This window comes from Streptomyces canarius, assembly GCF_014650735.1.
Lineage (GTDB): Bacteria > Actinomycetota > Actinomycetes > Streptomycetales > Streptomycetaceae > Streptomyces > Streptomyces olivaceoviridis.
On record NZ_BMVN01000073.1, the window covers coordinates 1 to 25,525 of the forward strand.

Genomic DNA, 25,525 nt, shown 5'->3' on the forward strand with positions numbered 1-25,525 from the left:
AACCGCCGAAAGCGAGACGGTCCACCGACTCCGTCGGCGGACCGTCATGCAAGATCGAGGTTAGGGCCGCGTGGTCAATGCGGTCGAAGCACGCCTCGATATCAGCATCCAGCACCCATCGGTAACCTTGGGTGCCGAACAGATGGATCTCGGCAATCGCGTCGTGCGCACGCCGGTTGGGCCGGAACCCGTACGAGCACGGACGAAAGTCCGCCTCGAAGATGGGCTCCATCACCAGCTTCAGCGCAGCCTGGACCACCCGATCTGCGATGGTCGGGATCCCAAGGCGCCGCGGTTTCCCGCCCGCCTTGGGGATCATCCGTTCGCGCACCGGCATTGGCCGAAAGACGTCGAACCGGAAGCCATGATCGGCTACCGCCCAACGGTGCAGCTTGATCTGCATCTTCCGTACCCGTAGCTCGGCGTACTCAGCCACCGGCCACGTGAGAACGGATCTGTTCCAAGTACGCTTCCGCCCCGAATGCCTGCACGTGGTCGACGCGAAGGCCGTCCACGCCCGCAGTTCGGGCTCCGGTGTTGCCTGCGACCCGCTCGAACGCCACCACCAGGGTGGCCGGGTCACACACGAAGCGGTGCCTGCGCCGCAGCCTCACGCCGGCCAGATCGATGCTCCGCATCACGCGTGCGACCCGCTTGTGGTTGACGCGTTCGCCGTCCTCGCGGAGCTCGGCGGTGATCCTGGGAACGCCGTAGGTGCCGTCCGACTCGCGGTGCACGACCCGTATCCTTGCGGCGAGAGCGGCGTCGGCCGCCCGCCGGGCGGCCCGGTCGGCGGCGGTGCGGTGCCAATAGTAGAAGCTGGAGCGGGCGATGCCCAGGATGGTGCACAGCCGCTTCACGCCGTAGCGGCGCTGGTGGTCGGCGACGAACTGGAAGCGGTTCACCAGCGCGTCTCCCCGGCGAAATACTTCGCAGCTTTCCGCAGGATCTCGCGCTCTTCCTCCAGCTCGCGGACCTTCTTGCGCAGGGCCGCGTTCTCCGTCTCCAGTGGAGTGGGCGGCTCAACGGACGCCTCGGCCCGGCGGCCCCGCGGCCGACTCGCACCAGCTGCCCTCAGGCATCGAAATCCCCTCCAAGTTCGACCTCAAGGGCATTATCCAGCTGATCGCCTCCCTCCTCGGCCTGACCTGGGCCAACATCCGCGCCCGCATCACCCGCAAGGGCGTCCCCGACCAGGCAGTCACCGCCGCCGAAAAATCCGTCCCCGTCGCGAAGGCACTGGCGACGGAGGGCCCAGCGGGCGCCGCAAAGGAAATCACCGCAGAGGTCGGCGACCTTAAGTCCACCATCCTCGAAGAGCTGAAGTCCTACCTCATCCCCACGGTCATCATGGCGGACATCACCTGGATCCTGTCCCTGCTCAACCCGGCGTCGGCGTTCGTCCGCGCGGTCAAGGGAATCATCGACATCGTCACGTTCGTCGTGAACCAGGGCGCCCAGATCGTGGGGTTCGTCAACGCGGTCCTGAATGCGGTCACCCAGATAGCTAACGGCGGCTCAGCAGGCGTCCCCAAGGCGGTCGAAACCGCGTTGGCCGCCAGCATCCCCCTCCTCATCGGCCTCCTGGCCTCCCTCCTGGAAATCGGCGACCTGGCCAACAAAATCAAGCAGGTCTTTCAAAAAGTCTCCCGCCCTGTCAACAGGGCCATCGACAAAATCGTCGACTTCATCGCCAAGGCGGGCAAAAAACTCTGGGCGAAGCTCAAGTCCAAATTCGGCAAGAAGAAAGACAAGGACGGCAAAAAAGAGGGCCGGGAACCGGCCGTCAAGCCGGCCACGGTCGATTTCCGTATGCAGGGCATGCCGCATCGGCTGATCTTCCGCCCTCCTCGGACGCTGCTGATGGCGTCGGAGCCCGCAGAAATCGCAGCGAGGCCCGCATTCGGAATGTCCCGTTCTGGTGTGGCGACCTGCGCCTTTCTCGGCTGTCTCATCCGAGTGTCACGAGACTCTGTCTCACGATCTTGTCCCTTGGGGTTGTCCGGGGGGCGGTCAGTAACCGCGCAGCCGCCGAGCGCGATCTCGGCGAGCGGTTCCCGGCTCAGACGCCAGCCGTTGGTGATTCTCTCCCGCCGATGTCGAAAACGTCGCCTCCCGTTCGAAGACCGGGCAGCAGGGCCACCGGGCCCGGTCACTTCACCAGGGAGGACTCCCATGCGCAGGATCATCGCTTCCACCTACGCGACCCTCGACGGCTGCATCAACGACCCGCATGAGTGGTCGCTCCGGTACAACGACGAGGCAGCGCAGAAGTACGCCTTCGAGCTGACCCTTGGCGCCGACACGCTGCTCCTGGGCCGCGTCACCTACGAGGGCATGGCCCAGGCATGGCCGAACATGGGCGGCAACCCGTACGCCGACCACGTCAACGCGATCCCCAAGTACGTCGTCGCCTCCGGGCCGGTCGACACCGCGGAGTGGGGACCGGTGACGGTGATCCCCGGGGGTGAGCTGGTCGGCACGGTCGGCGAGCTCAAGCGGCAGGACGGCGCCGACATCCTCACCTGGGGAAGCGGCCGGCTCACCGACGACCTCGCCGCGGCCGGACTGCTCGACGAGTACCGCATCTGGTTCTACCCGGTGATCAAGGGCGGCGGCCGGCCGCTCTTCCGGCCGGGGAGCACCTGCCCGGTCGAACTGGTGGACGCGGTGACCTTCGACTCCGGCGTGGTGGTGCTCACCTACCGCCCGACCACGCGGTAACGGACGCGACGGCACCGGCGACTCAGCCCCCACCCACCCAGGAGGACAGTGTGAACGACGACGTGACGGACTACATCGAGAAGGCGAAGCCCTGGCAGAAGCAGGTGTGCAAGGCTGCGGCAGCTGGCGCACCGCACGGTCCCCGGCGTCGAGTAGGCCTTCCAGTACGGTAAGCCCCACTTCCTTCGTGACGGCGGTCATGCGGCGGCGATCCATGTCGCGAAGGACAAGGTCACGTTCATGGTGTTCGACGCGGCCGGCGTCGACGCCGTGCCCGGGCTGCTTCGGCCGCTCGGCAACGGTGAGCGGAAGGCCGTCGACATCTGAGAGGGTGACGAGGTCGACTACGACCTCGTCGCCGATGTCCTGCGCCGGACCTGCGGCGCGCACTGACCGACAGCGGAGGGAATCACATCATGCGGGTCATGGTGACAACGAAGGGGACCGGCGCCGACGAGGACAAGGGCCGGCCGTCCCAGGAGATGTTCGAGAAGATGCAGGCCTACAACGAACAGCTCGTCAACGCCGGCATCCTGCTCGGCGGAGAGGGGCTGAAGCCCAGCAGCGCCGGGGCCCAGGTGGTCTTCACGGCGGGCGGCACCTCGGTGGTCGACGGGCCGTTCACGGAGTCGAAGGAGATCATCGCCGGCTACTGGATCTGGGAGGTCAGCTCGCTCGCGGAGGCCGTGGAATGGGCGAGGCGGTGCCCCTTCGACCCGCAGTACGGTTCGACGCAGACGCTTGAGATCCGGCCGTTGTTCGACATGGTGGACTTCGCCGAGAGCATCGACCCGGCGACGCTCGAAAAGAGCCGGCAGCTCCAGGAGCGGGGCGTCGAGGGCTGATCATGGACGTCCGCCGGTCGATCGAAGCGCTGTGGCGGATCGAGTCGCCGCAGATCATCGCCACGCTCGCCCGGCAGATTGGGGATGTCGCGGTGGCGGAGGACCTCGCCTCCGAGGCGTTCGTGGCCGCCCTCGAACAGTGGCCCTCCGGCGGCGTCCCGCCGCGGCCGGGCGCGTGGCTCATGTCCACCGCCCGGCACAAGGCGATCGACCGTGCCCGGCGCGAGGAGGCTGGTCGGCGCAAGGCGGCCCTCTTGGCCGCCGACCTGGACGACCGGGCCCCCGACATGGCCGAGCAGGCACTCGACCGGATCCCCGACGACCTGCTCACCCTCGCCTTCATCGCCTGCCATCCCGTACTCGCCCCCGAGTCGCGGGTGGCACTGACCCTGCGCCTAGTCGCGGGCCTCACCACCGACGAGATCGCCCGGGCCTTCCTCGTGCCCTCCGCGACGCTCGGGCAGCGTGTCTCCCGGGCGAAGCGCACGCTGTCAGAAGCGCGCGTGCCCTTCGAACCGCCGCCGGTCGAGGAGTTGCCGGCCCGGGTCGGCGCCGTGCTCGAAGTCGTCTACCTCGTCTTCAACGAGGGGTACGCGGCCACGTCCGGCAACCAGTGGGTACGACGGGACCTGGCGCGGGAGGCGATGCGGCTCGGACGCGTACTTGCCGGGCTGCTGCCGCGTGAACCCGAGGTCTTCGGGCTGGTCGCCCTCATGGAGTTGCAGGCCTCGCGGTTCGCCACCCGCACCGACGCGGACGGCGCGCCGGTGCTCCTCGAGCACCAGGACCGGCGGCGCTGGGACCGGACACTCATCACCCACGGTCTCGCCATGCTCGAGCGGGCGACCGGTCTGGGCCGTCCGCTCGGCCCCTACACAATCCAGGCCGCCATCGCCGGGTACCACGCCAGGGCGGCCACCTTCGCCGGCACCGACTGGGCCGGCATCGTCGCGCTCTATGACGCCCTCGCCCAACTGGCGCCGTCCCCCGTGGTCGAGCTGAACCGGGCGGTGGCCCTTCTGCACAGCGACGGACCGCAGACCGCGCTGGCGGTGGTCGACTCGCTCCTGGACGACCGGCGGATGGCCCGCTACCACCTGTTCGGCGCGGTGCGGGGCGACCTCCTGCTCCGCGTCGGCCGGAACACCGAGGCGGCCGAACAACTCGAGCGCGCCGCCGAACTCGCCCCCACCCGGCACGAGCGCCGGCTGCTGCTCGAACGCGTGACCAAGGCACTCGCCGAGCGCCCCCCGGACGGCTGACGGCCCCTGCGGCGCTCCGCAGCCGAGCGGCGGCACCGCAGGTCAGTGTGCTTTCTGCATGTCCTGTCGGAGCGAAGTTGACTGTGGATCTTCGCGCTGAGCTGCGGTATTGCCAGTTGGGGTGAGACTGGCATGGTGCAGGATTCTCACTGCACCTGGCTTCTGTGGAAGTCCAGCGTGGCATGAGCGCGTTTGAGCCTAGCCGAAGAGGCTGTGCTTCGCCGTCGGCGGTTCTTGGCTGTCCGTCAGATAGCGTCGTCGGAGGCGGGTGAAGGCGGCGGGGCTGGGGCGGTGCGGGAGGAGTTCCTTGATGCGCTGTGCGCATTCGCGTGGGCTTGCCGTGCTGGTGTCGCACTCCACGTCGTAGTCGCCGTGGGCATGGACCAGGTCGTATTGGTGTGCCGCGAGGCCCGGCGGGCGGTCGCCCCGGGCGAGCTCGCGGCGGGCCAGCTCGTCCAGCGGGCAGTGGACGCCGACAAACAGTACGTCCTCGGGTGGCAGCACCGTCAGGCAGTCGAGTAGTCGCCACGGCTCGCTCAGCACATGGTCGACCACGATGTCGTTGCCCACCTCGGCCATGGCCGCAATCGAGCGGTGGAAGCCCATCCTGGTCCGCCGCAGCGCGGCGTCGAGCTCCTCCGCCCCGAGCTCCCGCTTGCTGCGCATCGCGTTGAAGCTGTCGACCGCCAGGTGGAAGAAGACGCCGTCATCCAGGATGTCCAGAAGCTCCCGGGCGATGCTCGACTTCCCTGAACTGGAGGTGCCATTGAGGAAGATGATCCGACCAGATGTCATATCGGCATGGTCACATGGTGCCGTTCCGGCTCCGCGTTGAGGGGATCTCCAGTAGATCTCGGCGCCCGGCAAGACGGCAGTCCTGGACGCCGAAGGCTCGCAGGCCATGAGCCAACAGGGTGGAAATGGCAGCGAGCTTGTCGCTTGCCCGAAGGCTGATCAATCGGGTGTCTGGGCTGCGAAGGGTTTGCAGAAGCGCTGGTAGAGCGGGTCCTGGGTTCCGAAGGTGGTGTAGATCCGAGCGAATCGTCGGCTTAGTTCTGCTGTCGTGGCGATGTAGAGCTCCTTGGGATCGATGGTGTGGGTGGGAGGGTCGAGGATCAGGTTCGCCAGCACCGCGATCTCGGGGAAGGCCGCGAGGTGGTGGCGGTCCTCGGCGGGGATCCTCATGCTGGCGGGGTGCCTCTCGATGCGATCGAGGCGGTCGGTCCATTCGCTGGCGAGGTCGATCGGCATGCCGGAGAAAGACCACTCCTCGACGATCTTCCGCGCAAGGTTGAGAGCCTGTCCGAGGTGCCGGTAGCGGCGGGCGAGTTGATCGAGTCGTCGCTGAGCTGGGATGACTTCCGGCAGATGTGTGAGCGGGATGTCGTGGGTCGAGCGGGTCCAGCGTTGGTGACGCCAGCACAGGTGCTGGTGAGCGGGCAGGACGAGAATCACCAGGGATGCCGTGGAGCTGCGGCGGGCTGTGCAGCATCGGCAGGGACGGCCGATCACCCGGTGTGGTCGGGGCTGCGGGCCGTCGGGGTTGAGGAAGTCCGCAAGTGCGGGCAGGGCCCTGGCAAGTACCGTCACCGGGCGTTCGGCGAGGGTGGCCAGGCCGTGCGGTGAGTGGGGAGTCCAGGTGGCTGTGGTGTCGCTGAGCGGGGAGAACTCCGGGGGAAGGGGGCCCAGCAGTCGGGCGAGGACGCCTGCGGGTCGGTTGTTCGCGATGGCCAGGCGGTGCAGGTAGGAGCCGAGCGTCTCGTTGTGGACGGGGCCGGGAGAGACGGGCAGCGGGCGGAGTTGATCAGGCTGCGTCGGCATCCGGCCTCCGACGGCGGGGTTTGCGCGCCCGGCTCCGTTCAGTGCGGGCGTCCTCGGCGGTCTGGTCAACTTCGATGGTGTCGAGGGTCTTGCGTGTGATGGCCTCGTTGCCGCTGATGATGGCCTCAAGGGCAGCCCCTCGAACCAGTTGGGAGGGGCTGCCGATCGCGCCGTCGGTGCGTTCGTGGAGGTAGCCGTCGAGCTTGACCAGGCTGCCGGGCTTGTGACGGTGCAGCCTGAGCGCGTCTTCGAGCGAGGCGACCAGGTTCCTCCAGTCCTGTCGTTGTGCGTTGGTGCCGTAGGCGAACGGCTCGGTGTCGGTGACGGTGTAGCGGCCGGCGATCTGCTGCCCGCGGACCCCGCTGAACAAGCCGCTGGCCGCGACGTCGATGCCGGCCAGTACGAAGGTGGCGGGGATGCGCTCGGACAGGTACTTGAGCTGGTCGGAGGCTTCGGCTCCGGCCTGGGTCGCGAGGTTGAGGTTGTGGATCTCGTCGACCAGGGCGAGCTCGACCCTCAGTTTGATCAGCAAATCGCAGACCGCGTTGGTGATGGACGTCTGGGTCTCTTGCCGGTGGACAGGGAGGCCCAGGAACCGGGCGAACTCGATGGCGAGCATCTTCGGGGTGGCCCGGGGCGGGACGGTGACATAGACGACCGGCATGCGTCCCGCGGCGGCCGAGCCGAGCCGTTTGCGGACCAGGAGTTCATGGTTGCGGCCGAGTTGGGCGATGGCGGTGGTCTTCCCGGTCCCGGCCTGGCCGGTGACGATCAGGCCGCGGCGGCCGGAGATTTGGTGTCGGTTGAGCAGAACGAGCCGCCTGCCGGTGGTGAACACGTTGCGGATGGTGGGAGTGGCCACGACCACGAGGCGGGAGTGGTAGTCCAGCCGGGGCTCGTTGTAGGCGAGGAGACTCTCCTCGCTCAGGGCCTTGAAGGCCCGAAGCGAGAGCATCTGCGGGCAAGCGGGGCTGTCGTCGACGAACCGTCGCCATCCGACCTTCGTCGTCAGTGGGTTGTGCTCGTCATCGGCAGCGGGCGGAGTCACCACAGCGGCTTTCCTTCCTCTTCCAGCGGGTTGAAGACACCGAACGGGGTGACCGGAATCTCCTCGTCGTCTCCGTTGTGGTCCTCCGTCTCGACGGCCGGGGGCGGCGGAAGCGCGGGCCGCGAGGGCGCCTCGATGGCGGCCCGGGTGCGGGCCAGCACGCGGGCGGATCCGGCAGGCGGCTTCCCGGACCGTCGCAGGAGCTTGGCCAGGACCTGGGCGACGGCGGTCTCGCTGGTGTCGTCTTTCCCCTGGTCGGCGAGGAGCTGGCGTGCGTGTCGCCAGGTGAAGTCGGCGAACGGGGCCCGGACCATGGGCAGGTGGGTCCAGGTGGCCTCGATCCATCGTCGGGTGTCGCTTCGCCGTACCCAGACGCGGGAGACGTCGTAGGGGTCGTAGTGGACCTCCCACAGGTCCTGCTTGGCCGTCATCCCGGACGGCTGCCGACGGAGCCGGTTGAGGTCCGGACTGTCGTAGGTGCGGTAGTCGATCTTGACGCCGTAGTCGTTGATGGCCCTCCAGACGACGGGCAGCAGCTCGATGTAGTCCTCCGTCGACAGCGCGACGGGCAGATAGCCAGCGCGGGCGACGGCGATCGCGTACGACTCGTTCGGCGACAGTGTCCGCCCCGGCATGTAGGGGTTGCGCAGGCCCTCGTGCGGACGCTGCTGCCAGCAGATGATCCATTCGTCCAGCAGATCCTGGAGCTGGGCGAGGGTCCATACCGCCTCGGCGGCCGGGTCACTGCCGCGGCGGGTGACGTCAGAGCCGGTGTAGCCCGCGACGTACTGGCAGAACAATGAGTTGATCGACGCGAAGGTCCTCTCCACGATGGCCTTGTCTGTCGGGGTCCGGGGTCGGGCGGGCTGGAGGGAGATCCCTAGCAGCGAACAGGCCGAGGAGAACGTGTTGGAGACGAACACCTTGCCGTGGTCGATGACGATGGTGTCCGGGATGATCACCGGCTTGGCCGCGGCCTGCTCCAGCCGGGTATCGACTGCCATCAGCCGCTCATGCGGCAGGATCGAGTCCGCCATCGCCAGTGCCTGGCTCCACCCCGGCCGCATCGGCTCCGGCACCAGCATCCTTGCCAGTAGCAATGCGGCGTCGACGCCCTTGGCGCCGCCGGGCCGCAGCAGGGCCGCGCAGATCGTGCGTGTGGTGACATCGACCGCGATGGTCATCTCCGGACGGGCGACGACACCGTCGTCCAGGACCGCCATCACGTCCAGCCGGGTGGAATCGATCTGCACGATCTCTCCCGGCCGGGCGGCCATCGACGGGGTGAACGGGCCTGCGGGGCGAAGCACCCGTTGACGGCGGACCACCGCGGAGCCGAAGGGCTCGTTGTTCTTGGCGACGTTGTTCACCAGCCGGTAGAAGGTCGCCCGCTTCGGCAGCTCCACCGCCCCCTCGCCGTACTTCTCGGTGAGGATCTGCTCGGTCTGCATCATCAGCCGCTTGCGGTCGCCCGTCGACAGCTCCGTCTGGCCCGCCAGTGCCTCGGCGAGGGCGGACACGACGCGTTCGTCGACCCGGCCGGTGCCCGGGACCGGCGCCGGAGGCTTCCGGGACCGGCCGTCCACCAGTCCCCACAACCCCTCGGCCTCGTAACGCTGCCGCATCCGGAAAAACGTCCGCCGACTGATCCGCTGCCCTCCGGCCGCCATCTCGGCGACCTTCGCGGCCTCCCGCTCCATCAGCGTCCGCCAGGCCGGGTCGTACTCCGGCCGGGGAGCCATTCCCTCCTCTGCGTCCGGCGGCAGGCCGGTGATCACTTCCACGACGTGCCGTTCCCAGAACCGGGCCTGCTCGACCACCGGCGGAGGCAGCGCGTCCACCAGCGCGAACGGCGGCAAGGCCGCCTCCGGCACCGCATCCGATGCCCGGTCGAGGAGCTCGAAGTCGGCGTCAGCCATCACGTGCGAGGCCGCCATCACGCTGAGGTCTCCGTCCTCGCTGACCAGCCGCAGAGCCGTGCCCTCCAGCCCGACGATCTGCTGAGTGCGGCCCTCGAACCGGAGCCGGTCCCCGACCTTCAGCACCCCTCGGGGAGCCAGCTCACTCATGGCCCACAGCCGCAAGGCCGACCCGCGATCCGTCGCCGAGCGGAACCGTAAGGTCGACCGTCAGATCACCGCACCACAACAAGTGGAAGAGCGTGGGCAGCACCGCCAACGGATCGCCCGCTGCTTGGGCGCCGTCCATCAGCAGCCGCGGCTCGTGGAAGACCTCCCCGAGCCGGGCCGCGACGGTGCCGACCCGGTTGCGCGGATGCCGATAGCCCGACAGCCAGCGGACATTGGCCATCTCCACCGGCTCCGGCTCGTGTACCAGCACATACGACCAGCACCCCATCGCCTGGCACATCGCCTCGGACGCCGCGAACTTCACCGCGTCCTCCGGGCCCACCCGGTCCGCCGGCCGGACATCGATCACCAAACCCGACCCGTCCTCCAGCCGCACGAAGTAGTCCGGCGTGTGCGAGATCCGGCGCGTCAGCCCCGGCCACGACACCCGGAACGGCTGCGAAGCCAGCCCCACCACCCGCCGATCGTGATCGAGTAACATCGCCCGATCCCGCTCCAGCCAGGACTCGAACCCCACCAACGACTCCGTCGTCGCAGCCCAGCACCAGCCCGTGAAGTGCCGCTGCCCGCGGTACGACGCAAAACGCCGGACCGGGGGCACCGACTCGAACACGACCCGAGCCGCTGCCCCAAGCACCGACTTCCGCAGCCCGCCACCGACCCCGTCAGCCCACTCGACCTCGACCAGATCCAGGTCCATCGCCACCCCCAGCACTCACATACATGCCGAAACCGACCGTGACAGGCGCAGTGAGAACGAGAGCAGCGAAATGAGATCAAACCCCACGAACGAAGCAAACTCTGTCGCTCAGCACGCGACGCAACGAGAATCCGCCACCACGAACGAGAACGAGTGGGAATCCGACAGCTTCAATGCGACAGGACACTGCAGGTCTCACTTCTATGTCCCATGGGCCGGACAAGGGCCATCGCTAGAGAGAAAGGGACATTCGAAATGCGAACCTACACCCACGTCCCCTTGCCATCCGACCGCCGGGCCCGAATCGAGACCAGCGCATGATCGTGCAAGAGGGGCTTCGACTCGGCAGCTCTGGACTCGTAGTGCCGGAAGACCGCGACGATCAGCCCGTCCTTGACCCGGGCGCAGTGCTTGCCGCCGCCTTTCCAACGGATCTGCGCGACCGCATCCTCCATCCACGCCAGCGTCTTGTCCCGGGCAATGTCCTGGCACAGCTCCAGCACCCGGCGGGTCTCGTAGTCAGCCAGCGCCCACGCGATGTCCGCCGTCGGCGGGGGCCGGAACACCAGGTGCATGCCGAGCCAGGGGATGCGCTCCTTGGCCTTGTCGGTCTTGGGCGAGCGGTTGTGCACGATAGGCCTGCCCAGCACGGTCGCCCGCCGCGCCTGCGCCGGGCTCTTGCCCTGCGCCAGGAGCTCGCGCTCGATCCGGTCGGCATCCGGGTGCCGGCCCTCCCCCAGAAGCAGTTCGGCCTGCCGCTCGGTCACCACGTCCCCGGCCCTGAGACCGACCGCGGCCAGGCCCCGGCCCTTCCAGATCCCGGGCGGGACACCGGCTTCGTCCTGGGCGGCGCGCAGCGACGTGCCCGCAGCACGCTGGCCGTCGCCGACCATCACACCGCGAAAGAGATAGCGCTCGTCTCCCGGACGGATCTTCGTTTGGCTGATCATCTGGTCATGGAACCCCGGTGCCGACGTGCGCAGAAGCGCGATCCGGGGTCCTTCCCGCCGGGCGGGAGGCCATCGTCAAGTCTTTACCGGAGCGCCCGCCAGGCGGGCTGCCGCGGCAGCCCGAGACGGTAAGCCGCCGGTGTGTGCACTCTCCCGTCCATGAAGATCACCAGATACGGAGAGCCCTGTCCCCTCTGCCGCACGCCGCTGTTCCTGGACGTGCTCCAGGTTCGCTCCGCGCAGTCCGGCTTCCCCACCACCGAGCGTGTCACCAGGCGTCGATGCCCCGGCTGCCAGGCGACCCGGCCCGAGCAGTGGACGGAGGTGATGCAGAGCCGTTACGGCGACGCATGACGGTGCCGTGCGAATACTGCGCCACCTGCCACACCGCACGAAGGGGCCGGTTTCCCAAGTTTGGGAAACCGGCCCCCTCAACTCCAGTCAGCTACTTGGAGGCGGCCTTGGTCACCATCGCTGCCCAGGAGGCGACTTCCTCAGCAAGGCGACGGGCATCCTCCGGGCTCTCCTCGAACGCCTTCTTCATCAGCCCTCGCGTCAGGTGCTTCTTGGCGAGCGCCACGGCATTCTCCAGCTGGCCCACCGCGCTCGGGGTGGTGACCGGGTGGTTGGTGCTGCTCAGCACCTCTCCCTGGATTGCCTGCTTCGGCTTGCCGTATCCGAGATCGTCGACGGCCGCCTTGAGGGTCGCTGCGGTGGGCTGCCCGTTCTTCTTCTCGGCCTTCGCCCACGCTTCGCTGACGGCTTCCAGACCGTTGTGCCGGAGCACTGGTGCGAGGACCTGGACGTGCCCTGTGTTCGCGCTCGATCCTTCTGGGAGTGCCTTTTAGCCCTGACGTGGGCGGAGTCGAGGACGACGCCGGTGACGTCGACCAGGCCGGCGTCATCAAGCCGGTACAGCACCGTTTCGTGCAGACGACCCCAGACGCCGGCTCTCGACCAGATCAGGAACCGGCGGTGAGCGGTCGACTTCGATATACCGAAGCAGGGCGGCAGTGCCCGCTAGGCGCAGCTGCTGACCAGCACGTAGACGATGGCCGCGAACAGCGTCTTATCAGGCGTGTGCTGCGTCCTGCCGCCCTGCGGCTGCACCTTCGACGGCGGGCTCAGCGGCTTCGCGATCTCCCACAACCCGTCCGGAACAATCCAACACGGCTACCACCACAGGCTTTTCAAGGACTTCTCGAAGGTTCACCCTGACGAGCAGAAGTCAGTAGTCAGAGGTTGGCTGGTCTGGCGCGGCGTGAGAGTGACAACCGCTGTCACTCCCGTGACGCTGAGTGTGTCCAGCTCTCCATCCGACAGGATCGCCGCGTCCAGTCGCTCCAGGGTGACATCGGCCCGTTGAAGGACGGCCGATCCGGTGAGCGGGATGGCCAGCACGCAGACGTTGCGACGAGACTGCATGGATGCCCGATCACGCACGATCCGGACTTGCGCCGTCGCCTTGGCACGCCGGACCATGACGTTCAAATCGACGATCGGGCCGCCCAACAGCGTGCCTACCGTGACGGCATCGCCGGAGAAGGTGAACGGCTCATAGGGGTCTACTCGATGAGGTACCCCGTCCACCACGAGCGTCATACCCGGCCCGTCGACGACTGCGAGGATCCGGTCGATGCCGCTGAAAACGGAGAACGGGCCACCGAGCGCAACGTCAGCGAGGCTGACACGCCATGTGAAATCGTCCAAACTCGCCCCCGGCGGCCCAGAGGCAACCTCCCGGGTGATTCCTCCCCCGTTTTTCCACTCTGTCGAGACCCGCTCGAATGATCGCATTATCTTCACTGATACTCTCTTCCATACGAGACGGTTCCGCAGGCTAGCTCTTCTCTCCGAGCGGGATGATGGGTGACCTATTTTCCCGTCCTATATTTACATATTTACTGCGGATTGGGTGAAGACCCGGTAGCCAACTTCCGGGACATAACCATGTATTTCGCGTGTATCGAGATCGTCCATGTAGGTCAGCACTGCTTGACTGATCAACTGGCCTGGAACCAGCACTGGGAAACCAGGTGGGTACGGCGTGACGAACGTAGCCGATACGATCTCACGACCGTCCGCGAGGGCTTCGGTTACCTTCTGGGCAGTCAGATACTCGCATTGGGTGTCGTCGTATGCGCGGTAGAACGCCTGGCGCAGGTCCCCAGCGGAGATATTAACCGCTGGGCGAAATTTGGCGTGGAACGCACTGAAGTCGGGCAAGCCGGTCGAGGGGTCACTGAGTGCGCGTACCCGTCGATGGTGGACGGTGCGCTCGGCGGGACTCATATCCTCAATTCGTTCCTCCAATTCTTCGACTATTTTGACGAGCACCTCGATGAGATAGGCGACCGCGCTGCGCGTGGTCCCGATGTTGGTCATGAAGAGAAGAGTGTTTCGCGTCGTCTTGTTGACCTGAACACCGTATCGGTCCATTAGGTGTTCGTGCTTGAAGGTGTCTCCGTCAATCCCTGTGAGCCCTACGTGCAACGTTGCCCGGGCGGGGTCAAGGACGAACTCGTCTTTTTCCCAAGCCGTCGCCATTATTGACAGTCCGGTGCGCAGTGGCTGATCGACACCGGAGGGCCGGAACTCGGCCGGTATGAGGTCGGGGGTGGTGAGGAAGCGCAGGTACCGACTTAGAAGTGGGTGCTGGTCAATTGCGTCTCTGAGTACGCCCGCCTGCTCGAGTTGCTTCTGCACCAGTTCAAAACCTTCGAATACGGCTTGGCGCCGCCCGAGGTCAAGAGACGCGATAATTTGATAGTTGGGGGAGGTTGACGTGTGCGTCATATATGCCTCGCGGAACGTTTCCGCCGCTTTGTGCCTGAAGTCCTGGTCGAAGACATGGATCATGGAGCCTTGGCGCAGCGAGGTCAGGGTCTTGTGCGTTGACTGCGTGGCATACACCCGGACGCGGACGGTGTCGGGATCCGGTATCAGGCGTTGACTGAGCAGGCACTCGTCGTCCGGGTTATCGCCGAGTTGCTGCCGGTGGGCAGAGTACTCGTCGGCGTAGTGCGCGTCACGGAAGCGATCGACCATCTCGCGCGCTCCGGCCATCGCAGTGCGGCGGCGGTACACCGGGTGAAAGTGCGCGAAAGCGAACCATGCCTCGTCCCATAGGAATGCAAGGTCTGGCTTGAGCGCCAGGCATTCTTCCATCACCCGGGAGGGGTTGTAGACGATCCCGTCGAAAGTGCAGTTGGTGAGCAGAAGTAGTTTCACGCGGTGCAGGATGCCTTCTCGCCGCAACATCAGCAGTTTCCGCTTGATCTCCTTTACTGGCACAGCTCCGTACATGCCGTAGCGATCGAGTGGATAGGCGTCGAGGTAGACCACGTGGGCGCCGGCGAGCATCAGCCCGTAGTGATGTGACTTGTGACAGTTCCGGTCCACCAGCACAATGTCGCCGGGCCGGACCAGAGCCTGCACAACGATCTTGTTGGCGGTGGACGTGCCATTGGTGACAAAATACGTCTGCCGGGCGCCGAACGCCTGGGCCGCGAGGTTTTGGGCTTCCTTCAGCGGTCCGGTGGGCTCCAGCAGCGAGTCAAGGCCGCCAGAGGTGGCGGACGTCTCGGCGAGGAAGGTATTAAGCCCGTAGAAGCGGACCATCTCTGGGATCCAATGAGAGTTGATCACCGAGGTGCCGCGGGAGATAGGCAGAGCGTGGAACACGCCGGTCGGCCGCTGGCTGTGCGCCCGCAGGGCGGTGAAGAACGGCGCCCTGTACCGGTCGCCGATACCGTGCAAGATCGACAGATGCAGATCAAGCAGTCCTTCTCGTGCATGAAAGACCCGCGCGAAATGCTGGCTGAGCGTGCCTGCGGTCCTCTCCACCGATGCTTCTGCCATCAGGTAGAGATCCAACTCGGGCCGCACGGCATGGAGGCGGGCGCCAAGTAGCTGTGCGCGCTGCTCGAACGGCTGCCCTTGTGGGATCTTATCTGTGACAGGGTCGTCGAAGAAGCGTCGCACCACCTGCAAGTTGTGCTCGGACCGGTTGGCGAATCGGTGTCGGATCACCACCGCCTGCACTCTGTCGTTCACCAGCGTCGCGATCACCGCGTCCTCGAAGCTGGGGGCCATGACGATGTTGTAGATGAACTCGTCGTCCTCACGGCGTAGGCGGCACAGCCTCTTCCGCAGCGTTGCCGCTTCGGTTTCGTCGAGATCACCGACAACGAGGACCTCGAAGTACGGCTTATCGGAGGACACGCCTGCGTGTGGTGCTTCGCCGACTGCATCCTCCTGGCCGGCCGGAGGGGGTGAGGCGGTTCGGTAGGTATCGGTCCCCAGCACCCGGTTCAACTCCATCACGCGCTGGGCCAGCCGCTGACGGTCACCAATCTCGTACAGCCGGCGGAGCTCGCCGAGGCCCGTCTTGCCAGGAAAGGCCCAGCAGTTCTCGATCGGAGCCAGGAGGCCGAACAGCTCCTCCAGCCGCTGGGCAGTCCGCTGCGGAGAGACGTCAACGCTAGGGCCGCCTGCCCACCGGCGTGCCAGTTCCTCCAGCGAGCTCCATGCGTCAGCGCGCATCTGTCCGACGCTGTTGTAGACGCTGGCGGTCAAGGGGGCAGAAGTGGCAAGCTCTGCCTCAGCGGCTCGGTTATCCATCTAAAGTTCCTTCACGCGACGTCGTGCAGCAGCCGCCCTTGGAGGAGGCGGACGAAGGAGGAATGGGGTGTAGGGAGGGACTGCTTCGCATTTACGGTTACACACTTGACGGAAGGGCGTCGGCCGGCCTATCAGACTGCCGCGGGAGCAACGACGCCCAGGGGCGAGAGGCGAAACGCCCGTGCGCGGTGGCCTTAAGCAGGAACAGATACGCCGGCGCTCCGGGGCGTGAGGTGCCAGACGCTCGACATACGCAGTGCTTGCGCGCCGCCGGCCGTCGTCAACCAGAGAGCCTCGCCCAGCGTCGTGCCGGCTCCCCTACGACCAGCGCTTTGGAATCGTCGGGAGCGAGGGCGTATGGCCAGGCTGAGGCTGTCCACTTCACGCAGCCTGGCTGCCTACCTGGTGGCGATGGATGCGGGGGTACTGTCGCGCTCCCCACCCCCCTGGAGCCTCGCCTTGGTCACCCTCGGCGGGTCGGCGCACTTCTGGACGTCAGGATGCGGTGGATCAGTCGGGCACCGGTTCGCGCCGTGCGATTGTCGATGTCGAGATCGGGGTTCAGTTCGGCGATGTCGCAGACGGCCAGCTTGCCGCTCGCCGCCACCTTGGCGCACACGTGCTCGATGATGTCCATCTGAACTCCGTAGGCGGCTGGGGCACTGACGCCCGGAGCCACAGCGGCGGGCAGCACATCGAGATCGATGCTGAGATGCACGATGTCGCAGCTGTCGATGAAACCGCCGATGAACCCGTCTATGCGCGGCAGCTCGCGCGGGTGACACTCGATGTCCTGGAGATAGCGCACGCCCAACGTGTCCGCGGTGTGGAATAGCCGCTGCGTGTTGCTTGGCTGGCTCACACCGAGCACCCAGTAGTTCAGCTGACGTTTGCACCGCTTCTCGTACTGCGACATCTGCAGGAACGGCGTGCCGGAGCTGGGCTGGGCATCGTCGCGAAGGTCGAAGTGGGCGTCGAGGTTCAGTACTCCAAGACGGCTGCCCTCACACAACGCGCGGCTGTGGGCGAGCCCGAGGTAGCTGCCGTAGGCCACCTCGTGGCCGCCGCCCAGCACCACGACGGGGTGGCCTCGGTCGATGAGCCGGGTGATCACTGCGCCTAGGCGTTGATGTCCGCTTTCCAGGTCGCCGTCACCTACGTCGATGTCACCGACGTCCAGTATCCGCACCGGTGTCGCCAGTGCCATGGACGCGAGGGCGTCGCGCAGGGCGCGCGGGCCATTCCGCGCACCCTGACGTCCCTTGTTGCGCCGGACTCCCTCGTCACTACGGAAGCCGACGAACGCTACGTCGGATGGTTCGGCGTGATGGGCGTCAATGCCGACTACGTGGTGCCATCGCAGGTTGTCTGCCCCCGGCCCGTCGTCCCGACCTGTCCAGGACTGAGGGGCCACGTCTGCAGCGACGGTCACAGAGTGATCAGTTTTCACTTCCCCTCCGTCTCCGCCATCGGGATGCGCACGCCGCGCTGCTGCGCGACCAGGGTGGCGTGCTCGTATCCGGCGTCCACGTGACGGATGACGCCCATACCAGGGTCGTTGGTGAGGACCCGGGCCAGCTTCTGGGCGGCGAGTTCGGTGCCGTCGGCGATGCACACCTGGCCCGCGTGGATGGAGCGGCCCATGCCCACACCGCCGCCGTGGTGGATGGAAACCCAGGATGCTCCGGAGGATGTGTTCACTAGGGCATTGAGCAGCGGCCAGTCGGCTATGGCGTCGGAACCATCCAGCATCGACTCGGTCTCGCGGTAGGGCGAGGCGACGGAACCGGAGTCCAGGTGGTCTCGGCCGATAGCGATCGGAGCGGAAACCTCGCCGGAAGCGACCATCTCGTTGAACCGCAGACCTGCGCGGTGACGCTCGTTGTAGCCGAGCCAGCAGATGCGGGCAGGCAGGCCCTCGAAGGCCACACGTTCACCGGCCATCTTGATCCAGCGATGCAGGTGCTCATTCTCCGGGAACAACTCCAGGACCGCCTTGTCGGTGGCCTCAATGTCCGCGGGGTCGCCGGACAGCGCAGCCCAGCGAAACGGGCCGAGGCCCTCTTCGAACAGCGGGCGGATGTGGGCCGGTACGAAGCCGGGGAAGTCGAACGCGCGCTTATAGCCGGCCTTGCGGGCCTCGTCGCGGATGGAGTTTCCGTAGTCGAAGACCTCGGCGCCCGCGTCGAGGAAGCCGACCATGGCTTCGACCTGCTTAGCCATGGACGCCCGCGAGCGCTCGGTGAAGTCGGCAGGGTCTTTACGGGCCTGCTCGTGCCACTCCTCCATGCTCACACCGAGGGGAAGGTACGACAGCGGATCGTGCGCCGAGGTCTGGTCGGTCACGATGTCGATGGGGGCGCCGATCTCCAGCAGTCTGGGGAACACCTCTGCCGCATTTCCGGCGAGACCGATGGACAGCGGCGTGTGAGCGTGCCTGGCCTCGACAGCGAGCTGGAGGGCGTGCTCCAGGGAGTCTGCGGCGACATCGAGGTAGCGGTGAGCGATGCGGCGCTTGATACGGGAAGTGTCGCAATCGATACAAATCGCGACACCGCCGTTCATCGTCACGGCGAGCGGCTGGGCGCCGCCCATGCCGCCAAGGCCGGCGGTCAGAGTGATGGTCCCGGCCAGGGTCCCGTCGAACTTCTTGCGGGCGACGGCGCCGAAGGTTTCGTACGTGCCTTGAAGGATCCCCTGGCTGCCGATGTAGATCCAGGAACCGGCGGTCATCTGCCCGTACATCGTCAGTCCCTGCGCCTCCAGAGACCGGAACTCCTCCCAGTTGGCCCAGTCGCCCACGAGGTTGGAATTAGCGAGGAGTACCCGTGGTGCCCACTCATGGGTGCGCATAACGCCGACCGGCTTACCGGACTGCACCAGCAGGGTCTCGTCGTTCTTCAGCGTCTTGAGGGTGCGGACGAGGGCGTCGAAGGCCGCCCAGTTGCGGGCAGCCTTGCCGGTGCCGCCGTAGACGACCAGGTCTTCCGGATGCTCGGCGACCTCGGGGTCAAGATTGTTCATAAGCATCCGCAGGGCGCCCTCCTGCTGCCAGCCGAGACAGTTCAGGGTGGAGCCACGTGGGGCGCGAATCTCGTCGAGGTTGGCGGAATGGCTGGTCATGTTACCTCCTGCGGCGATCCGATCTGTTGCGTCCTCCATGACAGACGATGGGTTCGGCGGGAGCCAGAGACATCGATCTGGATTCTCGGATCCGAGACCGTGCGGTCGGGCTGTCCCCGGAGCAGCCGCAGACGTCGGCGGGTCCGTCTCGATGACTCCGCTGCGCCCACGTAAGCCGCCGGCTCTCCTTACCGACCTTCAAAGCGTGGTGTCGGAGAGGCTGACGGTCTGCGGTATGCCGATTGCATGAGGTATGCGCAAGGGGGCGGGCTGACCGGCGAGCGGCGTGCCTTCCGGGAGAAGTTGAGGATGGAGGCGGCCGAGCGGTTCGTCCAGGGCGACGAGACCGCGGTCATCGCGCACGACCTGCGGGTCGGCGTCCGGTCGGTACAGCGCTGGCGCAAGGCCTGGTCCCAGGGCGGGCCGAGAGCCCTGGCCTCCAGGGGGCCGGGGACGGGAGTGTGGCCGCGACAGGATCAGGTGCGGGTGGTGGGCGGCGTCATCGAGAAGCCGGCCTCGTCCTCGAAGACGAACCAGGCGTCGAGCGCCGCCACGGTCCTTCCACCTGCGGCCAGGGCTCCTTCACCCAGCCGGCCCACCGCCGCCTCGTCGCGCTCCACCGCCCGGCGGGCCGGCACCTGGCAGCTCCAGCCGTGCCGCTTCAGCAGGGCGGCCACCCCCTTGCACGGTGTAGCTCATGTGAAACCGGCGCCCGATCAGCGTCTTGATCCGTGACAAGGTCCAGGTCTGGTCCGCCCAGCCGTGCGCACCGGCCCCTTGGCCAGTTCCTGCTCCAGCACGGCGAACAGGGCCTGGAACTCGGCGGCGGTCACCGTTGTGCCCAGGCGGTAGTTGCCGGTGTCCAGCTCGGCGCCGATGGTCAGCCCGGTGCGTGTGGTCGTCGCGGCGATGGTCTCGATGACGACCTCGTAGCTGGTCAGTGGGCGGCCACGCCAGTTCGCGGTGATGTGGCAGAACATCCGGTGTTCGATCTTGTTCCACTTCGACGTGCCGGGCGGGAAGTAGCAGACCGTGATCTCCAGGCCGCTCTCCGGGGCGAAAGCGGCCAGGTACTTCTTCCAGGTCCAGCGGCGGGGATCGTTGGAGCCGCCGGCGTCGGCGGTGATCAGCAGCCGGGTGGCGTCCGGGTGGTGCACCCGTCCGCGGCGCTGCCACCAGCGGCGTATGGACTCGACCGCGAACTCGGCGGTGTCGTGGTCGGTCCCGACGTTGACCCAGCCGGTGTTGGTGGCGATGTCGTAGATCCCGTAGGGGATGGCGACGGGCTGGTCGCTGGTGGTGAAGGTGTGGCAGTCGACTTTGATCGGGTCCTTACCCGGCCGCCAGGTACGGCCGGGCCGGTCTCGGTTACCGAGCCATTCCTTGGCTTTGGTGTCGACGCTGCTCCGGCAACCAGCGAGCTGGTCCAGCTGGGCTTCGTCGCATCCGGTCCGCTGCCCGTGCTGTCGTGCCTGTCCGCGCCGGGGGCCGTCGCCGCCCCGCGACTCGCCCCCGGCCGCGCCGTACCGCCTCCGGCGGCCGGTCCTGCTCCGGGGCCGGCGTGCCCCGTCGCCGAGTCCACCGCCGTCCTGCGTCGGCCCCGGCCGTGCTGTGCCGTCGGCGCGGCCGACGACGGCTGCGCCGCTCGAGGAACGTTGCGAGCGAGCACGTCCCGCCCGGCCGCGTTCAGCATGACCTGCCCTGTCCGTGCAATGGCACGGGGCTCAGCGGCGCGGGGCCGGCAGCTCGCCGGGCTTCACCTCGACTCTCTCGATGTCACTGGCCCCGGCCTTCTCCAGTTCGTCCCGCCGCCGGCTGGCGGAGACCTCGTCGTAGGCGACGGCGGAGGCGCGGGCAGTGCCATCGGGGTCGGTCCAGGTGAAGCCGTAGCTGCGCATGGCAGATCTGGGAGCCGGTCTGGATACCGCGTGAGACGGACCGCCATGCAGAGGCCGTGGCGCAGGAGTTGGCCGCGGCGTGGGAGTCGCTCACCTCCACCACCATTGCGACCGAGCCGACAGGACTGAGCGAAGAGGTACGCGAGCACGGACGGTCCTACCCGGCGGCACGGAGGCAACTGGGCCGGACGCAGCCGCACGCGCCGGATTCCGGCCCCGTATCCGCCGAACCGGACGCCGGCGGAATCATCTGGGTCACCCAGGACGGATCGGCACGACACCGGGGCACCTGGGCGGATCTGGAAGCCAAACGACGCTTCCTCGCGGCCCTGTCCGCTGATGGGCACACCGGCACGACACACGACCCGCAAGCCGGCACGGCCGCGGATCAAGCACACCCGCACACGGCACCGGAAGACTCCCACGCACACGCCATCCGCGACAGGCTGGCACACCTGACGGAACAGTCCCGCGCACGCCAGGACGAGTCAGAACAGGCCCTTGCTACGCCACTCCACGACCGCCCGGTGATCGCTTCCGACCCGCCCGCGGAGGAGGGCCCCGTGCGCGACGACCAGCTCCGGCTCCTGTTCACCTGCTGCCATCCCGCACTCGCCGAGCAGGCGCGGATCGCCCTGGCCCTGCGGCTGCTCGGCGGCCTGAGCACGCAGCGGATCGCCCGCGCCTTCCTGGTGCCCGAGCCGACCATGGCGCAGCGCCTGGTCCGTGCCAAGGCGAAGATCCGCGACGCGCGCATCCCGTACCGGGTGCCCCGCGACGCCGACCTGCCCTACCGGCTCACGGCTGTCCTCGCCGTCGTCTACCTGATCTTCAACGAGGGGTACACCGGTGACGCCGCCCTGTGCGCCGAGTCCGTGCGCCTGGGCCGCCTGATCACGGAGCTGATGCCGGACGAGCCAGAGGCGACCGGTCTGCTGGCGCTGATGCTCCTCGTCGAGTCGCGCAGTGCGGCCCGGACGGACGGGCGGGGCGAGTTCGTCCCGCTGCCCGAGCAGGACCGCGACCGCTGGGACCGGGACCTGATCGCCGAGGGGCAGGACCTGGTCCGCCGCTGCCTGCGCCGTAACCGGCCGGGGCCGTACCAGATCCAGGCGGCGATCCAGGCCGTGCACAGCGACGCGCCGACCGGCGCGGCCACCGACTGGGGACAGATCCTGCGCCTGTACGACCATCTGACGGCGATCGCCCAGACCCCGGTCGTCGCCCTGGACCGGGCGGTGGCCGTCGCGGAGGTGGATGGTCCGCGCCGGGCACTCGCACTCGTCGACGCGCTGGACCTCGACGGCTACCACGTCTTCCACGCGATCCGCGCCGACCTGTTGCGCCGGCTCGGCCGCGACACCGAGGCCGTCAGAGCGTACGACCGGGCCCTCGCGCTCACCGGGAGTCCCGCCGAACGGGCCTGGCTGGACCGGCGGGCCCGGCACCTCGAACGCTGACCACCGTGTGACGGACCGGACACGCGAAATCGTCCGCCTGCCGGAGGAGTTTACTTGGGCACGTGAAAGGTTGGCATATACATCCGCCGGATGGATGGACCGGCCTTCGAGCCGCCCGCGCGACCGGCAGACGAACCGTCCGTCCAGCAGAAGAGTCGACCGACCCACACCGCGCTGCGTCCCCCAGGCACGCGCATCACCAGCGAAGCACCGTGAACCAGCCCACCCCCGAGCAGCCCGCCGCCACCGTCGCCCGGTTGCGCGCCACCTTCCGTACCGGCCGCACCAAGCCCCTGGAGTGGCGCACGGCCCAGCTGCGCCGCCTGCGCGAGATGCTCACCGAGAACGGTCCCGACCTGGGCAAGAGCTCCACCGAGGCGCACCGCACCGAGATCGACTTCACGGTCCGCGAGATCGACCACACCCTCGACCACCTCACCGGCTGGCTGCGCCCCGAGCCGGCCCCGGTCCCCGCCCATCTGGGTGCCGACGCCTCGGCCTGGACGCAGTACGAACCGCTCGGCGTCGTTCTCGTCATCACGCCCTGGAACTACCCGGCGCAGCTCCTGCTGGCACCCGTGGTCGGCGCGCTGGCAGCCGGCAACGCGGTGGTCGCCAAGCCCAGCGAGCTGGCCCCCGTGACGTCCGCCGCCCTGGCGCGGTTGCTGCCCGCCTACCTCGACACCGACGTGGTCGCCGTCGTGGAGGGCGGCATCCCGGAGACCACCGCCCTGCTGGCCGAGCGCCTCGACCACATCTTCTACACCGGCAACGGCACGGTCGGCCGGATCATCATGCGGGCCGCCGCGGAGCACCCCACGCCGGTCACCCTCGAACTGGGCGGCAAGTCCCCGGCGTTCGTCGACCGCGGCACCGACCTGGAGGTCGTCGCGGCCCGGCTCGCGAGCGGCAAGTTCCTCAACGCGGGGCAGACCTGCGTCGCCCCCGACTACGTCCTGACCGACCCGGAGACCGCCGCCGCCCTGGAACCCGCGCTGGCCCGCGCCGTCGAGACGCTGTACGGCGCCGACCCGTCGGCCTCCCCCGAGTACGGCCGGATCGTCAACGAACGGCACTTCGACCGGCTTTCGGGCCTGCTCGACTCGGGCCGTGTCGTCGTGGGCGGCACCGGCGACCGCGCGTCGAAGTGCCTCGCGCCCACCGTCCTGGCCGACGTCGATCCCACCTCGCCGGTCATGCGGGTGGAGATATTCGGCCCCGTGCTGCCGATCGTCACGGTGCCGGGCCTGGACGAGGCGATCGACTTCATCAACGACCGCGACAAGCCGCTCGCGCTGTACGTCTTCAGTGAATCCGCCGACACCCGCGGGCGCATCGCCGCCGAGACGTCCTCGGGCGGACTCGGCCACGGCCTCCCGCCCGCCCATCTCACCGTGTCCGACCTGCCGTTCGGCGGCGTGGGGGAGAGCGGCACCGGCAGCTACCACGGGCGCTACTCGATCGAGACGTTCAGCCACCGCAAGGCGGTGCTGGAGAAGCCGCTGAGCCCGGCCCGGTGACGTACGCACCGATATGTGCGGTGGCGAACGGGAGTTGACTGGTCTGGACCCTTGACTGGTACAGACCAAAGCGGTTGAGTATGACTCCCACCCCCCACCACGGCCGCGCCCACGCCGTGCCGGGTCGTACCGGCACGCGCGTTCGGGGTCCGGCTCCGCCCTGCCCTCGTCCGGGTGCGGCCGTGCTCCGCAAAGGAGTTGTTCCTGTGTCGAGGCGCCGCATCTCCGCCGTGGTCACCGCACTCGTCCTCGGCAGCGCCGTGCCGGTGCTGCTGCCCGCCGCACCCGCTTCCGCCGCCGCGTGTTCGAGCTATCCCGCCTGGACGGCCGGCCGGTCCTACGCGACCGGTGACATCGTGCGCTACACCGACGGCAAGGCCTACATCGCCGAGCACGACAACCCGGGATACGACCCGACCATCAGCACCTGGTACTGGGACCCCTACGCCTGCGACACCGGCTCGGGAAACCCGTCCGGCAGCTTCGTGGTGAGCGAGGCCCAGTTCAACCAGATGTTCCCGAACCGGAACTCCTTCTACTCCTACAGCGGCCTCACCGCCGCGCTCAGCGCCTACCCCGGCTTCGCCAAGACCGGCAGCGACACGGTGAAGCGGCAGGAAGCCGCGGCCTTCCTCGCCAACGTCAACCACGAGACCGGCGGCCTCGTGTACGTCGTCGAGCAGAACACCGCCAACTACCCCCACTACTGCGACTGGAGCCAGTCGTACGGCTGCCCGGCCGGCCAGTCCGCCTACTACGGGCGCGGGCCCATCCAGCTCAGCTGGAACTTCAACTACAAGGCCGCGGGCGACGCGCTCGGCATCGACCTGCTCAACAACCCCTGGCTCGTGCAGAACGACTCCGCCGTGGCCTGGAAGACCGCGCTCTGGTACTGGAACACGCAGACCGGGCCCGGCAGCATGACCCCGCACAACGCGATGGTCAACGGCGCCGGCTTCGGGCAGACCATCCGCTCCATCAACGGCTCCCTGGAGTGTGACGGCAAGAACCCGGCGCAGGTGCAGAGCCGTGTGGACGCCTACCAGCGGTTCACGCAGATCCTCGCCACCGCACCGGGCGGCAACCTCTACTGCTGAGCCCGCCTGACGCCCCGCCCGTCCACCGCCCCGGCCCCGGCCGGCCGCGGTGGACGGGCGCCGCCGTTTCCACGCCCCGACAAGGGCGACTGGCGACCCGGGGTTTTACGTATAACGTCTCCGGTCGATCCCCACTCCGGAGAGGCCCCGATGAGACGTATCGCCCTGGTCACCCTCGTCGTCGACGACTACGACGAGGCGATCCGCTTCTAGTACTCCAGCAGCGTTTCGCTATCTTGCCTGGTCAGAGGCATCGTCGGGAGTGTAGTTGGCTGATGGTCCATCAGGGGCGGTCTTGCTGGACCGCCCCTCCAACGAGTGGCATCGAGAACTGTCGGAGCGGTGATGCGGGCAGCCTTCCCGC

General features: G+C 67.6%; 19 protein-coding genes and 6 pseudogenes. 8 read left to right on the top strand and 17 right to left on the bottom strand.

Features of this window, described 5'->3' with window-relative positions; translation table 11 throughout:
• Window positions 1-403 (bottom strand): reverse transcriptase domain-containing protein (locus IE294_RS42585; RefSeq protein WP_306433536.1); only part of this gene is annotated, 403 nt, incomplete at its 3' end.
• Between the two features lie 25 nt (window positions 404-428).
• Entirely contained in the window at window positions 429-905 is a 477-nt protein-coding gene (locus IE294_RS49990; protein ID WP_189894736.1) for an IS3 family transposase, read from the bottom strand.
• A gap of 103 nt (window positions 906-1,008) precedes the next feature.
• Between IE294_RS49990 and IE294_RS48485 the strand changes: the two genes are divergently transcribed.
• The 3 genes from IE294_RS48485 (at window position 1,009) to IE294_RS42610 (ending at window position 4,831) form a co-directional block, all read left to right on the top strand.
• Complete coding sequence (locus tag IE294_RS48485; RefSeq protein WP_229917976.1) at window positions 1,009-2,724, top strand: dihydrofolate reductase family protein; 1,716 nt, start codon at window positions 1,009-1,011, stop codon at window positions 2,722-2,724.
• Between the two features lie 425 nt (window positions 2,725-3,149).
• Window positions 3,150-3,569: a YciI family protein gene (locus IE294_RS42605; RefSeq protein ID WP_229917978.1), complete on the top strand. Its 420-nt coding sequence runs from the start codon at window positions 3,150-3,152 to the stop codon at window positions 3,567-3,569.
• A 2-nt stretch (window positions 3,570-3,571) separates the two neighbouring features.
• Window positions 3,572-4,831 (top strand): RNA polymerase sigma factor, encoded by a 1,260-nt coding sequence (locus IE294_RS42610; RefSeq protein WP_189894738.1) that lies wholly within the window; start codon window positions 3,572-3,574, stop codon window positions 4,829-4,831.
• Between the two features lie 198 nt (window positions 4,832-5,029).
• Here IE294_RS42610 and IE294_RS42615 read toward each other — a convergent pair whose 3' ends face one another.
• The 6 genes and pseudogenes from IE294_RS42615 to mobF form a co-directional block, all read right to left on the bottom strand.
• On the bottom strand, window positions 5,030-5,626 hold the full coding sequence (locus tag IE294_RS42615; protein ID WP_189894739.1) for a chloramphenicol phosphotransferase CPT family protein: 597 nt from the start codon (window positions 5,624-5,626) through the stop codon (window positions 5,030-5,032).
• Between the two features lie 159 nt (window positions 5,627-5,785).
• The gene (locus tag IE294_RS42620; protein WP_189894740.1) at window positions 5,786-6,652 is read right to left on the bottom strand and encodes a TniQ family protein; all 867 of its coding nucleotides are present in this window, start codon (window positions 6,650-6,652) and stop codon (window positions 5,786-5,788) included.
• Window positions 6,636-7,700: an AAA family ATPase gene (locus tag IE294_RS42625; RefSeq protein WP_229917980.1), complete on the bottom strand. Its 1,065-nt coding sequence runs from the start codon at window positions 7,698-7,700 to the stop codon at window positions 6,636-6,638. The genes IE294_RS42620 and IE294_RS42625 overlap by 17 nt, the downstream gene beginning before the upstream one ends.
• The gene (locus IE294_RS48490) at window positions 7,697-9,769 is read right to left on the bottom strand and encodes a TnsB C-terminal domain-containing protein (RefSeq protein WP_229917982.1); all 2,073 of its coding nucleotides are present in this window, start codon (window positions 9,767-9,769) and stop codon (window positions 7,697-7,699) included. The genes IE294_RS42625 and IE294_RS48490 overlap by 4 nt, the downstream gene beginning before the upstream one ends.
• On the bottom strand, window positions 9,762-10,490 hold the full coding sequence (locus IE294_RS42630) for a TnsA-like heteromeric transposase endonuclease subunit (protein ID WP_189894742.1): 729 nt from the start codon (window positions 10,488-10,490) through the stop codon (window positions 9,762-9,764). Before IE294_RS42630 ends, IE294_RS48490 begins: the two co-directional genes overlap by 8 nt.
• Window positions 10,491-10,759: 269 nt before the next feature.
• Window positions 10,760-11,383, bottom strand: a pseudogene (mobF, locus tag IE294_RS42635) (MobF family relaxase); the annotation flags it as partial.
• A 216-nt stretch (window positions 11,384-11,599) separates the two neighbouring features.
• Here mobF and IE294_RS42640 point away from each other — a divergent pair.
• Window positions 11,600-11,794, top strand: a complete 195-nt coding sequence (locus IE294_RS42640) for a hypothetical protein (RefSeq protein ID WP_189894743.1) — start codon at window positions 11,600-11,602, stop codon at window positions 11,792-11,794.
• A gap of 91 nt (window positions 11,795-11,885) precedes the next feature.
• On the opposite strand, the gene IE294_RS42645 is transcribed toward IE294_RS42640, so the two are convergent.
• From IE294_RS42645 to hutU, 6 genes and pseudogenes are all read right to left on the bottom strand, one after another.
• Window positions 11,886-12,227: a hypothetical protein gene (locus tag IE294_RS42645; protein WP_189894744.1), complete on the bottom strand. Its 342-nt coding sequence runs from the start codon at window positions 12,225-12,227 to the stop codon at window positions 11,886-11,888.
• A gap of 53 nt (window positions 12,228-12,280) precedes the next feature.
• Window positions 12,281-12,604: pseudogene (locus IE294_RS42650) on the bottom strand (transposase); the annotation flags it as partial.
• A 45-nt stretch (window positions 12,605-12,649) separates the two neighbouring features.
• Entirely contained in the window at window positions 12,650-13,237 is a 588-nt protein-coding gene (locus tag IE294_RS42655; RefSeq protein WP_189894745.1) for a HutD/Ves family protein, read from the bottom strand.
• 96 nt (window positions 13,238-13,333) lie between these two features.
• A complete protein-coding gene (locus IE294_RS42660) occupies window positions 13,334-16,063 on the bottom strand; it encodes an aminotransferase class I/II-fold pyridoxal phosphate-dependent enzyme (RefSeq protein ID WP_189894746.1) in 2,730 nt (909 codons plus the stop codon).
• A 463-nt stretch (window positions 16,064-16,526) separates the two neighbouring features.
• Window positions 16,527-17,513: a formimidoylglutamase gene (gene hutG, locus IE294_RS42665; protein ID WP_306433537.1), complete on the bottom strand. Its 987-nt coding sequence runs from the start codon at window positions 17,511-17,513 to the stop codon at window positions 16,527-16,529.
• Window positions 17,510-19,186 carry a urocanate hydratase gene (hutU, locus tag IE294_RS42670; protein WP_189894747.1) on the bottom strand — a complete coding sequence of 559 codons (1,677 nt, stop codon included), beginning with the start codon at window positions 19,184-19,186 and terminating at the stop codon, window positions 17,510-17,512. Before hutU ends, hutG begins: the two co-directional genes overlap by 4 nt.
• 246 nt (window positions 19,187-19,432) lie before the next feature.
• On the opposite strand from hutU, the pseudogene IE294_RS50180 reads away from it, so the two are divergent.
• Window positions 19,433-19,637: pseudogene (locus tag IE294_RS50180) on the top strand (helix-turn-helix domain-containing protein); the annotation flags it as partial.
• A 28-nt stretch (window positions 19,638-19,665) separates the two neighbouring features.
• Here the strand turns inward: IE294_RS50180 and IE294_RS49485 are convergent.
• The 3 genes and pseudogenes from IE294_RS49485 to IE294_RS42690 form a co-directional block, all read right to left on the bottom strand.
• A pseudogene (locus IE294_RS49485) lies at window positions 19,666-19,989 on the bottom strand (helix-turn-helix domain-containing protein); the annotation flags it as partial.
• Between the two features lie 3 nt (window positions 19,990-19,992).
• Window positions 19,993-20,586: pseudogene (locus IE294_RS42685) on the bottom strand (ISAzo13 family transposase); the annotation flags it as partial.
• A 324-nt stretch (window positions 20,587-20,910) separates the two neighbouring features.
• The gene (locus IE294_RS42690; RefSeq protein ID WP_189894748.1) at window positions 20,911-21,084 is read right to left on the bottom strand and encodes a DUF8636 domain-containing protein; all 174 of its coding nucleotides are present in this window, start codon (window positions 21,082-21,084) and stop codon (window positions 20,911-20,913) included.
• A gap of 533 nt (window positions 21,085-21,617) precedes the next feature.
• Here IE294_RS42690 and IE294_RS42695 point away from each other — a divergent pair.
• From IE294_RS42695 to IE294_RS42705, 3 genes and pseudogenes are all read left to right on the top strand, one after another.
• Window positions 21,618-22,544, top strand: a pseudogene (locus tag IE294_RS42695) (RNA polymerase sigma factor); the annotation flags it as partial.
• A gap of 62 nt (window positions 22,545-22,606) precedes the next feature.
• On the top strand, window positions 22,607-24,064 hold the full coding sequence (locus tag IE294_RS42700; protein ID WP_268252856.1) for an aldehyde dehydrogenase family protein: 1,458 nt from the start codon (window positions 22,607-22,609) through the stop codon (window positions 24,062-24,064).
• Between the two features lie 206 nt (window positions 24,065-24,270).
• Window positions 24,271-25,161 carry a glycoside hydrolase family 19 protein gene (locus IE294_RS42705; protein ID WP_189894749.1) on the top strand — a complete coding sequence of 297 codons (891 nt, stop codon included), beginning with the start codon at window positions 24,271-24,273 and terminating at the stop codon, window positions 25,159-25,161.
• Window positions 25,162-25,525: the final 364 nt, after the last annotated feature.